Annotated in this window: 13 protein-coding genes; 9 read left to right on the top strand and 4 right to left on the bottom strand. The window is 56.8% G+C overall.

Going from position 1 to position 12,638, the window contains the following annotated elements:
- Positions 1-1,128: 1,128 nt before the first annotated feature.
- The 3 genes from GE107_RS13570 to GE107_RS13560 form a co-directional block, all read right to left on the bottom strand.
- Positions 1,129-2,043, bottom strand: a complete 915-nt coding sequence (locus GE107_RS13570; protein ID WP_219640505.1) for a TIGR01777 family oxidoreductase — start codon at positions 2,041-2,043, stop codon at positions 1,129-1,131.
- 17 nt (positions 2,044-2,060) lie between these two features.
- Positions 2,061-2,444 (bottom strand): hypothetical protein, encoded by a 384-nt coding sequence (locus GE107_RS13565; RefSeq protein WP_219640504.1) that lies wholly within the window; start codon positions 2,442-2,444, stop codon positions 2,061-2,063.
- Between the two features lie 87 nt (positions 2,445-2,531).
- The gene (locus tag GE107_RS13560; RefSeq protein WP_304517093.1) at positions 2,532-2,966 is read right to left on the bottom strand and encodes a DUF2621 domain-containing protein; all 435 of its coding nucleotides are present in this window, start codon (positions 2,964-2,966) and stop codon (positions 2,532-2,534) included.
- A 135-nt stretch (positions 2,967-3,101) separates the two neighbouring features.
- Between GE107_RS13560 and GE107_RS13555 the strand changes: the two genes are divergently transcribed.
- The 8 genes from GE107_RS13555 (at position 3,102) to GE107_RS13520 (ending at position 10,303) form a co-directional block, all read left to right on the top strand.
- Positions 3,102-4,232 carry a deoxyribonuclease IV gene (locus tag GE107_RS13555; protein ID WP_219640603.1) on the top strand — a complete coding sequence of 377 codons (1,131 nt, stop codon included), beginning with the start codon at positions 3,102-3,104 and terminating at the stop codon, positions 4,230-4,232.
- Positions 4,233-4,274: 42 nt separating this feature from the next.
- Complete coding sequence (gene purU, locus GE107_RS13550; RefSeq protein ID WP_219640503.1) at positions 4,275-5,177, top strand: formyltetrahydrofolate deformylase; 903 nt, start codon at positions 4,275-4,277, stop codon at positions 5,175-5,177.
- Positions 5,178-5,182: 5 nt separating this feature from the next.
- Positions 5,183-5,386, top strand: a complete 204-nt coding sequence (locus tag GE107_RS13545; RefSeq protein WP_219640502.1) for a hypothetical protein — start codon at positions 5,183-5,185, stop codon at positions 5,384-5,386.
- A 57-nt stretch (positions 5,387-5,443) separates the two neighbouring features.
- Complete coding sequence (tkt, locus tag GE107_RS13540; protein WP_219640501.1) at positions 5,444-7,453, top strand: transketolase; 2,010 nt, start codon at positions 5,444-5,446, stop codon at positions 7,451-7,453.
- Between the two features lie 27 nt (positions 7,454-7,480).
- Entirely contained in the window at positions 7,481-7,798 is a 318-nt protein-coding gene (gene ppnP / locus GE107_RS13535; RefSeq protein WP_219640500.1) for a pyrimidine/purine nucleoside phosphorylase, read from the top strand.
- Between the two features lie 228 nt (positions 7,799-8,026).
- Positions 8,027-8,668, top strand: a complete 642-nt coding sequence (locus tag GE107_RS13530) for a hypothetical protein (RefSeq protein WP_219640499.1) — start codon at positions 8,027-8,029, stop codon at positions 8,666-8,668.
- Positions 8,669-8,709: 41 nt separating this feature from the next.
- Entirely contained in the window at positions 8,710-9,399 is a 690-nt protein-coding gene (locus tag GE107_RS13525) for a hypothetical protein (protein ID WP_219640498.1), read from the top strand.
- Positions 9,400-9,514: 115 nt separating this feature from the next.
- Positions 9,515-10,303, top strand: a complete 789-nt coding sequence (locus tag GE107_RS13520) for a protein-glutamine gamma-glutamyltransferase (protein WP_255570455.1) — start codon at positions 9,515-9,517, stop codon at positions 10,301-10,303.
- A gap of 62 nt (positions 10,304-10,365) precedes the next feature.
- On the opposite strand, the gene GE107_RS13515 is transcribed toward GE107_RS13520, so the two are convergent.
- Entirely contained in the window at positions 10,366-11,724 is a 1,359-nt protein-coding gene (locus tag GE107_RS13515; RefSeq protein ID WP_370636411.1) for a cytochrome P450, read from the bottom strand.
- Positions 11,725-11,969: 245 nt separating this feature from the next.
- Here GE107_RS13515 and GE107_RS13510 point away from each other — a divergent pair, with 245 nt between their 5' ends.
- A complete protein-coding gene (locus tag GE107_RS13510) occupies positions 11,970-12,605 on the top strand; it encodes a DUF2238 domain-containing protein (protein ID WP_219640497.1) in 636 nt (211 codons plus the stop codon).
- Positions 12,606-12,638: the final 33 nt, after the last annotated feature.

The following is a 12,638-nucleotide window of genomic DNA, read 5'->3' as shown; positions in this document are numbered from 1 at the left end:
TGCCGCACAGACACTATCGGAGAGTACCGAGTGGGAATACGCAGAATTAATGCCGCACAGACACTATTCGGGTGTACCGAGTGCGAATTCGCAAAAATAATGCCGCAAAGACACTATCGGAGTGTACCGAGTGCGAATTCGCAGAAATAATACCGCACAGATACTATTCGGGTGTACCGAGTGCGAATTCGCAAAAATAATGCCGCAAAGACACTATCGGAGTGTACCGAGTGCGAATTCGCAGAAATAATGTCGCAAAGACACTATCGGAGTGTACCGAGTGCGAATTCGCAGAAATAATGCCGCACAGACACGATTCGGGTGTACCGAGTGCGAATTTGCAGAAATAATGTCGCAAAGACACTATCGGAGTGTACCGAGTGCGAATTCGCAGAAATAATGCCGCAAAGACACTATCGGAGTGTACCGAGTGCGAATTCGCAGAAATAATGCCGCAAAGACACTATCGGAGTGTACCGAGTGCGAATTCGCAGAAATAATGCCGCACAGACACGATTCGGGTGTACCGAGTGCGAATTCGCAGAAATAATGCCGCACGGACACTATTTGGGTGTACCGAGTGCGAATTCGCAGAAATAATGCCGCACGGACACTATTCGGGTGTACCGAGTGCGAATTGGCAAAAATAATGCCGCATAGACACTACTCGGGTGTACCGAGTGCGAATTCGCAGAAATAATGCCGCTCAGACACGATTCGGGTGAACCGAGTGCGAATTCGCAAAAATAATGCCGCAAAGACACTATCGGAGAGTACCGAGTAGGAATACGCAGAATTAATGCCGCACAGACACTATTTGGGTGTACCGAGTGCGAATTCGCAGAAATAATGCCGCTCAGACACGATTCGGGTGTACAGAGTGCGAGATCGCAGAAATAATGCCGCATAGACACTACTCGGGTGTACCGAGTGCGAATTTGCAGAAATAATGCCGCTCAGACACGATTCGGGTGTACCGAGTGCGAATTCGCAGAAATAATGTCGCACAGACACTATTCGGGTGTACCGAAGACGAAATCGCAGAATTAATGCCGCACGGACACTATCGGAGTGTACCAAGTGCGAAATCGCAGAAATAATGCCGCACGGACACTAGAAAAAAACGCCCTATCGGGTAATATCCCGAAGGGCGTTTTCCAATTCCGGATAAACGAAGCGGTAGCCGTGCTCCAGCGCTTTGCGGGGCATTGCCTGCTGGCCGGTGAGGACGAGCGTGCTCATTTCCCCGAGCACCGTGCGGAGTAACGCGCCCGGGACCGGAAACCAGTGGGGCCGACGCAGGACCTTGCCAAGCGTTCGGCCGAATTCGTCGTTCGTGACCGGATTCGGCGCGACGGCGTTGAGCGGGCCATACACGTCCGGGTTGTCCAGGCTGAGCAGGATGAGGCCGACCATATCCTTCAGATGGATCCACGGCATGCCTTGCCGGCCGTTCCCCATTCTTCCGCCGGCGAACAGCCGATAAGGCAGCCACAGCAGGGGGAACGCCCCGCCTTCGCGGGCAAGCACCATGCCTGTCCTCAGCTTGACGAGTCGCTGGGCCGGAATCCGGTCCGCTGCCGCTTCCCACTGCATGATCGTATCCCCCAGGAAATCGGCTGGCCGCGCGGGCGATGATTCGTCGAAAACGGGGCTGCCCGACCCGACGGAGTGTCCGTACAGGGAGATGCCGGACGCGTTCACGACGACGGGAGGCGGAGAGGACATTCGGTTGAGGATGTCCGCGACCCGTTCGGCGGCTTGCACCCGGGAGCCGACGATCCGCTTCTTGGCCGCCTTCGTCCAGCGCTGGCTGATCGTCTCGCCTGCCAGATTGACCACGGCATCGAAGCCGTCCCAGCGGGCGGGATCGGCAGCCCATTCCTCCCATGTGGCATATCGGAGTGAAGGCCGGTTGCCGGCACTTGCCGGAACGGCCGGCTTCTTCCGGGTCACGATCCATACCTCATCGCCCCGGGCGAGAAGTTCGTCCGCCAAGGCCGACCCGATTAACCCCGTCCCCCCACACAGCAGCAGGCGCATCGGCGCCCCTCCTCCGGCTATTCTTTTTCAATCACCGTAATGGTGTTTTCCTTATATTGAAACTTCACGCTCGTACCGGGTTCCCAAGTGGACACTTTCTCCGCGGTTTCGGCGTCGACCTGGTAGGCGACCGCTCCGATACCCGTTTCGATTTCGATCGTGTGGCTGTCGGTCAATCCGTTGAATTTGCCGGTCATGATTTGCGGCTCCGCGGATGCCGATTCGGATGGGCTTTCGGAAGCCATAGCGGGACTTGCGCTCGCGCTCTCGGAACTCGAAGCGCTTGGGGAAGCGCCGGACGCGTTGTCCTTGCCGCCTCCGCTGCTGCAGGCTGTCATCGCGAGTGCGATCGTCAAGACGGCCGCGCTCATCGCCAAAGTCTTCAATTTGCGGTGGTTCATGTTGGACACCTCCTACAGGGGTTAAACGCCTGAAATCGACAAAGGTTTCGTTTTCCGCCGCATTGCTTGACTTTCCCGCCCATTCCCCTATCCCAGCAAGTGGCGATATGAGGAGTAATCGATCTGGTTCTGGTCCAGAAAATCCCGCAAACTCTTATGGTCGCGTTTGGGCGTGGCCAGAATGTACCCCTCGATGCAATGCTGCTCGGTCACCTGGGAGGCCCCGCTCTCGACGGCAACTTGTCCGATCTTCGCGGCGATCGAGTGGCGGGCGATATCGCGGAATGCGGAAGGAACGGGAGATACGAGCTTCTCCAGAAAGGCCTTGGACTGATCCGTCCAGAGCGGGCGGCTTCGTTCGACCCAATAATTTTGCCAATCGAGCTTGGACTTGCCGTCCTTCTGCGGAAGCACCTTCAAAAATTTGCGGAACATGAAATAACCGCCGACCGTCATGAACAGGACCATCACGATCGTCCAGAAGCCGATCGACCACATGAACCAATCGGGTGCGTTTTTCAACCGTCATCACCTCATTTTGAAATTATAGCCGATTTCTAGATTTATTTCGACGTACGCGATACAATAGGGGGTGATTGTTTGGCCGTCCCGGAAGCGTCCGGGGCGCAGAGCGGAGAGGCGAAAGGAGTTCTGATTATGCTGAAGATCGGATCGCATGTGTCGTTTTCCGACAAAGGGCTGCTGACCGCGGCCGAAGAAGCGGTATCCTACGGCTCGAGCACGTTCATGATTTATACCGGGGCCCCCCAGAACACCCGGCGCAAACCGATCGACAGCCTGTACATCCCGGAAGGCAAGAAGGCCATGGCGGAAGCGGGCATCGGCGAAATCGTCGTGCACGCGCCTTATATCATCAATCTCGGGTCTTATAAGAATGATACGTACCGGCTTGCGGTGGATTTTCTGCAGGAGGAAATCCGCCGGACGCACGCCATCGGCGTGAAGAACATCGTGCTCCACCCCGGCGCCTATACGGACAAAGACGCCGAGTACGGGATCGCGAGAATCGCCGAAGGGCTGAACGAGGTGCTGGACGGGACTCAGGAATGCGACGTCAGCATCGCCCTCGAGACGATGGCCGGCAAAGGCTCGGAAATCGGACGCACGTTCGAGGAGCTCGCCGCGATCATCGAGAAGGTGTCCGCGAACGACCGGCTCACCATCTGCATGGACACTTGCCACATCCACGACGCCGGGTACGACGTGGTCGGCGACTTCGACGGCGTGCTGCGCAAGTTCGACGACGTCATCGGATTGGACAGGCTGGCCGTCGTCCACGTCAACGACAGCAAGAACCCGCAAGGAGCGGCCAAAGACCGACACGCCCCGATCGGCTCGGGCTGGATCGGCTTCGAAGCGATCGCGAACGTCGTTCGCCACGACGCGCTGAAGGACAAGCCGTTCGTGCTGGAGACCCCATGGATCGGCAAAACGGAGGGCAAGGAGCGGCCGATGTACGAAGTCGAAATCGCGCTGTTGCGCGGTGACGCGGAGGAACGGTTCGGCGGCGAGTTCCTGACGGACGTGGAGCGGCTGCATCACTTCTTTTCCAAAGAAGACATCCACCGCCGGGACTACGTACTGGCCACATGGGAATTGCTCAAATCGGATGCCAAGGCGAAAAAAGCGGATTCCCGCGAACCGATCGAGCGGTTGTTCGATCTGGTCATCGAGAACCGCGTGCTGTCCGGCGATTACAGCGAAGAAGCGGTGAATCAGCGCCTGACGGCCTGGTTTGCCGGCGAGAAATGGCTGGCCAAGCTCTAATCGAGCGGCTGTGCATGCATGACAGGAGGATCAAGAAAGGCTATGAAGGAACACCAATACCAACCGCAGGAAGCGGGGCTGCGCCCGGAAAACGCGAATCGCGCCCGCATGCTGATTTCCTGCCCCGATAAGCCGGGCATCGTGGCCGCGGTATCGCAATTTCTGTACGAGCAGGGCGCGAACATCATCCAGTCCGACCAATACACGATGGATCCGGAAGGCGGCATGTTCTTCATCCGCATCGAATTCGACCTGCAGGACTTGGAGCAGAGGCTCCCGTCGCTGCAGGAGGATTTCACGCGGGTATCGGACCGGTTCTCGATGCGCTGGAGCATTTTCCGGGCGAGCCGCCGCAAACGGATGGCCGTGTTCGTTTCCAAGGAGGACCACTGCCTGCTGGAGCTGCTGTGGCAATGGCAGGCGGGGGATCTCGACGCCGAAATCAGCATGGTCGTGAGCAACCATAACGACATGCGCGGGCTCGTCGAATCGTTCGGCATCCCCTATCACCACATTCCGGTCACCCCGGACACGAAGGCGGAAGCGGAAAGACAGCAGCTGGAGCTGACGGCGGGCAAAGTCGATCTCGTCGTGCTCGCCCGGTACATGCAGATCATTTCGCCGAAGTTCATCGAACGGTTCCCTAACCGCATCATCAACATCCACCACTCGTTCCTGCCGGCTTTCGTCGGCGGCAAGCCCTATCAGCAGGCCTATAACCGCGGCGTCAAGCTGATCGGGGCGACGGCGCACTACGTGACGGAAGAGCTGGACGGCGGTCCGATCATCGAGCAAGACGTGCAGCGCGTCAGCCATCGGGAGAACGTGAACGACCTGAAGCGGATCGGCCGCCACATCGAGCGGACCGTTCTCGCCAGGGCGATCAAGTGGCATGTGGAGGACCGTCTGCTCGTGTATCAGAACAAGACGGTCGCCTTCGTGTAACGGGGATGGAACGCCAGTCGATCGTGCACGGCCGCGTGGCGTACGACGTGGAGAACGGCGAGTGGGTCATGTACGTGGAGGACCGTTTCGTCGGGATGGCCGACGTGTACGCCGCGGTCAACCGGCTGCTCGCGGAGCGGGGCGAAGCGCCCCTGCGGGCGGGCGATGAACTGGAAATCGGCTTGCGCCGGGCTCCCGTCCGTTTATGAATGGATGGGAACTCGTGGTACAATAGGCAACAGAACAGAGGAGGTTTTCAAAAACTCATGACGAGCACCAACATTGACCAATTGTCCGTGACTACGATCCGGACGCTCGCGATCGATGCCATCGAGAAAGCGAAATCGGGCCATCCCGGCATGCCGATGGGCGCTGCCCCAATGGGCTACCAACTGTACGCGAAAACGATGAAGCACAACCCCGCGAACCCGACCTGGATCGACCGCGACCGGTTCGTTCTCTCCGCCGGCCACGGCTCCATGCTGCAATACGCTTTGCTTCACCTGAGCGGTTACGATCTGCCGATGGAAGAAATCCAAAGCTTCCGCCAATGGGGCTCTCTGACGCCGGGCCATCCCGAGTTCGGCCATACGGCGGGGGTAGACGCCACGACGGGTCCGCTTGGCCAAGGCATCGCGATGGCGGTCGGCATGGCGATGGCGGAAGCGCAGCTTGCGTCTACCTATAACAAAGACGGGTTTAACCTGATCAACCACTATACTTACTCGATCTGCGGCGACGGCGACCTGATGGAAGGCATCTCTTCCGAAGCGGCTTCGCTCGCGGGCCATCTAAAGCTGGGCAAGCTCATCGTGTTGTACGATTCGAACGACATCTCGCTCGACGGCGAGCTGAACCTGAGCTTCTCCGAGAACGTCGCGAAGCGTTTCGAAGGCTACAACTGGCAAGTGCTTCGCGTGGAAGACGGCAATGATCTGGAAGCGATCGGCAAGGCCATCGCGCAGGCGCAAGCCGAGACTTCCAAACCGACGCTGATCGAAGTGAAGACGGTCATCGGCTACGGTTCCCCGAACAAAGCCGGCAAAGGCGGCCACGCCGGGCCGCACGGCTCCCCGCTCGGAACCGAGGAAGCTAAGCTGACGAAAGGCGTCTACGACTGGGCTTGGCCGGAGTTCCACGTGCCGGACGAAGTCCGCGCCAACTTCGCGGAAGTGAAGAAGCGCGGCGAGCAAGCGAACGCGGAATGGGAAGCCTTGTTCGCGAAGTACAAGAGCGCCCATCCGGAGCTGGCGCAGCAGTTCGAGCAGGCCTTGGCCCGCAAGCTGCCGCAAGGCTGGGATGCGGACCTGCCGAAGTACTCCACGGAAGACAAACCGCTGTCGACGCGCGTTGCTTCTGGCAATGCGATCAACGGCCTGGCCAAAAACGTCCCCTACCTCGTGGGCGGCTCCGCCGACCTGGAAAGCTCGACGATGACGCATATGAAAGGCTTGCCGGTTTACAAGCCGGGCAGCTATGAAGGCCGCAACATCTACTTCGGCGTGCGCGAATTCGGCATGGCCGCGGCGATGAACGGCATTTCGCTGCATGGCGGCCTCCGCGTGTACGGAGGCACGTTCTTCGTATTCACCGACTACCTGCGTCCGGCGGTTCGCCTTGCATCCATCATGCATCAGCCGGTCATCTACGTGCTGACGCACGATTCGATCGCGGTCGGCGAAGACGGCCCGACGCACGAGCCGATCGAGCAGCTCGCTTCGATTCGCGTAATACCCGGCCTGACGGTCATCCGACCGGCGGACGGCAACGAAACGTCGGCGGCATGGGCGTACGCGCTCGAGAACACCGGCAATCCGGTGGCGCTCGTGCTGACCCGCCAGAACCTGCCGATCTTGGCCGGAACGGCGGAGAAAGCCCGAGACGGCATCGCGAAAGGCGCGTACGTGATCTCGGAAGCCGCCAGCGGAGCGCCGCAAGGCATCCTGATCGCGACCGGCTCCGAGGTGCAGCTCGCGATCGCTTCCCAGAAAGCGCTGGCGGAACAAGGCGTGCACGTCCGCGTCGTCAGCATGCCGAGCTGGGATCTGTTCGAGAAGCAATCCAAGGAATACAAAGAAAGCGTGCTGCCGAAATCCGTCAAAGCTCGCCTGGCCATCGAAATGGCTTCGCCGTTCGGCTGGGAACGCTACGTGGGTGACGAAGGCGCCGTGCTCGGCATCTCCACCTTCGGCGCGTCCGCTCCGGGCGACCGCGTCATCAAGGAATACGGCTTCACGCCGGAGAACGTCGTCGCGGAATTCCGCAAGCTGATTTAATATAGAGACGGGTGAGGAGAGAAAACCATGTCCCAATTCGACAACGTATCGGTCGTTAAGAAAGCGAACGTCTATTTCGACGGCAAAGTGACGAGCCGCACCGTGCTGTTCCCGGACGGCACGCGCAAGACGCTCGGCATCATGATGCCCGGCGAGTATGAGTTCGGAACGTCCCAGAAGGAAATCATGGAGATTCAGGCGGGAGAGCTGTCCGTGTTGCTGCCCGGCAGCGACCAGTGGATCAACATTTCCGGAACCGGAGAATTCACGGTGCCGGCGAACGCGAGCTTCAAGCTGAAGGTCGCCGAAGTGACCGACTACGTGTGCTCCTACCTGGACGCGTAATCGGACGAACGTCGTTTTAACGCATGCAAGGCGAAAGCCGCCCGACTCCCGCAAGGGGAGTTTCGGGCGGCTTTTCGTTTCTTTTCGGAGCATTCGGCGCGGGGTCAACAAGACCGGACAATTTCTGCTTGAAAGTACGAAAAAAAAGGATTAAGATGTGTCATGGATACAATACGTATCATCATTAGATACATATTGTGCCAATTACACGAGGCGAGGTGGACGGAGTTGAAGAAGCATTCATTGTGGCGAACGCTGGTTCTATCGCTGGTTCTGCTTTTCACCGCGACAACGACGATTTACGCGCAGGATGCGCAGCCGCAGCCGAAAGATCAAACGCAAGCGACCCCGCAAGTCAAGGAGACGAAGAACAAGGAGTGCCTGTGCGAGGTTCTCAAGAAGCTGAAGGAACTGACGGCGAGCCTTGAAGCTCTGAAAAAGACCGTTGCGGACCAGCAAAAGCAAATCGCGGACCAGCAAAAGCAAATCGACGATTTAAGCGTAGGGCAGGATGGCGAAGTAAGCGTGTTATTGCAAGGTACGAAAGGAGTCTCATTCAAAAACGCAGATAGCGCAGATTTGTTTACCATTACCCTTGAACCCGGAGCCCTTTATAAAATAGAAGTCACCGGATATGCGGGCTCGGTCGACGGAGGGGCTCGTCTTTCCCTGAACCTAAAAGTTCCATCCGGTGTTCTCACCATGATGTATACAACGCTTGAGGAAAAATCGTACGACAGCTTCGCGGCATCCTACTGGATCGACGGCACCAAGTTTAGTGCTCCAGAGCAGTATACCGTCAGTACCTTTACGGATGATACGACTGCCTTCGGCACCTATACTTACGACGTTATCCAGTATAAAAAGTGACGAGGGAATCTATACCATTTAGAAAAGGTGTGGTGGAACGGGTGAAGACGTTTTCGATGATACGCACACTGATTTTATCGTTAGTTCTGCTTTTCACCGCGACATCGACGATTTACGCGCAGGAGGCGCAGCCGCAGCCGCAAGGCCAATCGCAAGCGAACCCGCAGGTCAAGGACACGAAGAACAAGGAGTGCCTGTGCGAGGTTCTCAAGAAGTTGAAGGAATTGTCTGCTTATATCGAGGAACTCAAGAAGATCGTCACGGAACAGCAGAAGCTGAATATGGATCAGCAGAAAAAAATCGAGGACCTGCAAAAACAGATCGATGCTTTGGGCGGAGGACAATCGGGCGGAGTAAACTTGTACTTGGAAGGCTATCGTTCTACCGTAAATAAATTGAATGATGGATTCAATAAGTCGGTAAGTTTGTTTTCGGGTACTCTCGAATCAGAAGGAAAATATAAATTGGATATTACGATGAACGTTACGGGTTCGCAGGCGGATACCTTTGATCTCAGTTTATTAACGGGAGCAGGGCCCAACAGCTATAACTCCGGTATTACCATGAGTCGACCATCCATTTCAACCCAAACTTCGACCGTAACGGCAACATGGATTATCGATTCTTTTCCTACAAACGGTCCAACGTACTTCAAGATTGCGGCTTATACGGGTGACAATAAAGCCTATGCGACCAATATCAGTTACAACATCATTCACTTCGACGAATGATTCGGTTCCCCATGCATAAGCAAAAGCCCCGTCACCGGGGCTTTTGCTTTTCCCCCTACCGCCAATCATATCCCCCCTCCTCGCCCGCATACGCTGTAGAAACGGAAAGGAGGCGTTGCCCATCATCGCCATCGCCGGCGCTCAGACGCCCTTGGATACGACCTCCTGGTCACCTGTCGCGAGAATCGTTTATGAACGGAAATGGGCCAGTCCGTTCGTTTACCATTACCCCTCCGTCCATCAAGTACGCTTCGAAATGGAGCTGAGGGCGGCCACCGTGGCCGCGGCCGAAAGGTTAGGCTATAGCGGGATGAAGTTTTCCGATTTCAAGGACGCCAGGTGCAATCCTTGGGTGTGGCAACGGACGGAGCTCGGCGGCTTCAAGATCCGGGAGGGCGTTCCGCCGGCCGCGGGCATCCGGGACATCTTCGTGAACGGCAGCCTGTACGCGACGGAATGCGCGACCGCCACCATCATCGTGGTGTACAAAGCGGTGCTCGATACGATCGGGGACACCCAGTTCAATCGGCTGTTCGACGGCCTTCTCCTGTACGATTGGCAAGTGGACGACGACTTGCGATTGATCAAACGGAAGGGCATCGAATCGTACCCCGGGGATTTGCTCTATATCAACAATCCCGATTTCGATCCCGCAACGCCTCAGTGGCGGGGGGAGAATGTGGTCAAGATTTCGGACGACCATTTTTACGGCCATCCGCTAGGGGTCGCGCCATTGGAAATTTTCATCACCGGCTTAAACGGCGTCCGCCGGCCCGGCGCTTTCATCTCGGCCTATCTCACGGACGATGTCGTATATCCGGACCACGCGTACCTGTCTCAATTCGCGCCGGGCATGCGGCAGAAGGTGATCGGGCGAATCGGCGGAAAGCGCGTGGTCGATTAAAGGAAAAGCAGCCCCGCCATCGTTTCGGACGGGACTGCTTTCTTTTTCTGTGAAATCCAGGCTTATCGTTTCTCCAAAACCACCCGAATGCCGTCTTTCGGTACGAGCGTAAGTAGGGCTTCCGGAACGACCTCGTGATGGTTAGGGGCCAGCCGCATGCGGAACCGCCGGCCGATTGCGCACAGCACCATCATCATCTCGAGCATCGCATAGTGATTGCCGATGCACGCTCGCGCTCCCCCGCCGAACGGGAAGTAGGCAAATTGCGGGATCTTCTTGACCATATCGTTCTCGAATCTTTCCGGCCGAAAGGCGAGCGGGTCGGAAAAGTAAGCTGAGCTGCGGTGAATGACGTAGGGGCTGATAAACACAATTTCGCCTTTGGCAATTTGAATATTGCCGATGATTACGTCTCGGGCGGCTGTCCGATAGACCATGAAGGCGACTGGCATTAACCGCAGCGCCTCCGAAAGCACATGCTGAGTATAGGTCAACTGTGGAAAATCGTCCGCATTCGCGTCCCGGCCGCCCAGAACCCGGTTCCATTCCGCATGAAGCTTCGCTTCCGCTTCGGGGTTTTGCATGAGGAAGTAGAACGTCCATAGAAGCGTGTTGGCCGTCGTCTCGTGGCCGGCAAAGAAGAGCCCCATAAGCTCGTCGCGCAGTTGGGTATCCGTATAGGTCGATTGATCGGTTTCGTCCACGGCGGCCATCAGGACGGAGAGCAGGTCCTGATGAGTTGCGTCTTTTTCTTTTCGGCGTTTGGCGATCAGGGAATATACGATTTCGTCGAGCTTTCCGATGGCCTCCAGATATTCCTTGTTCTGCTTGGTCGGGACGAAAAGGGGGAGCTTGAACAGATGCCGCAGCTTCTCCGATCCGATCCGGTTAATGACGGAGTACGCTCGTCCGATGTCCGTAAGCTGATCGCTGGAATCGAAGCTGAATATCGTACGGGCGAGAATGTCGAATGTAATGCCGAAAAGCGCCTTCGACAACTGAAGTTCCTCGCTGTCCTTCCAAAGCTCCGCGTGAGCGGCGGCGATAGCGGACATTTGCTCGGCGTATTGCTGGATATGGGCACGGGTGAAGCGTGGCTGAAGCATCCGCCGATGTTTCTTGTGCTCGTCTCCTTCGCTGAAGATGACGCCTTCCCCTAAAAATCGCTTGACCTCCTGGGCAGAAAATCCTCCTCGAATAAAAGATTCGCTTTTGGTGATCAGCACCTCTTTGACCATCTCCGGATCGTACAAGAGATTGATTTTCTTGGGTCCGAACCGGATTTGGGCCGACATGCCGTATTGCTTGTGCATTTCCTCAAAGAACGCAAGAGGATTCCGTCGGAATGCTTTTAAATGTCCGCCTAGCCAAGTGCGGTCGTTCGTGGCCATAGGCGGTCTGACCGTTTGCAGTTGACTCACTGAAATCTCTCTCCCTATTTCCGTTTATCGGGCTGGCAACCCGGGTGGGGGGCCATGCCGCTCACTTGGGCCCAGTATAATCCGGATTTGTAAGGAGGAGTAGTTACCGGAGTCATGTGATCGGTCATTACTTTTCTTCATGAAACGCGCTGCTGTATTCCGTTTCGCGCCACGCGGCTGGTGAATGCTATGGCTGGATTTTGGGGAAACGATAAGAACCAATATCCGCAGAAAAGTGGTATGTTATGTTCTCGAGGAACGGGAAGCAGCGGTTAAACGACGTTTTCGAAATCGGCCTGTACGCGATCTGCGCCGTCTGTTTCGTTTATTTCACGAAACGGGGCATATACTCCAAAAGCTTTCAAGCCGCTCTGATCGTTTCGGTCCTGCTGCTGATCCGGGGGCTGGTCAAATGGACCCGGACCGCGCTGTTTCCGTCCCTCCGGTTCTCCATCCTGTTGTTCATTACGCTTGCCATGCTCCTCGCCAACTTGTTCGGCTTATACGGCGTCATTCCGCATCTGGATAAAATCGAGCACCTGCTCTCCGGCGTCATTCTTTCCTTCGTGGGATTGTTGGTGCTGCGGAAAGCGATCCGGAACCAGGAGGTATCTCGGATTCCGTCCCGCATCGGCGTCTGGTTCGCTTTGTTCTTCTCCGTGGCGATGGCGGGCTGTTGGGAAATCTACGAGTTCGCCACGGACCGGTTGTTCGGGCTCAATAGCCAGAACGGAAGCTTGACCGACACGATGACCGACATCATTTGCGGAACGGCAGGGGCAACGGGCACGTTCTTCTATCTGGCCGCCAAGGCGAGAAGGCATCCGTTCTCCATTTTGAATCCGGAACCCTCACCCGAAACGCCGAAGACCCCGCGCTAGCTCGATCCGAGCCGGCCGGGGTCTTCTCATGCG

The organism is Cohnella sp. CFH 77786, from assembly GCF_019400745.1.
Classification (GTDB): domain Bacteria; phylum Bacillota; class Bacilli; order Paenibacillales; family Paenibacillaceae; genus Cohnella.
Note: the sequence above shows the minus strand (reverse complement) of the source record. Positions and strands in the feature narration are given on the sequence as shown.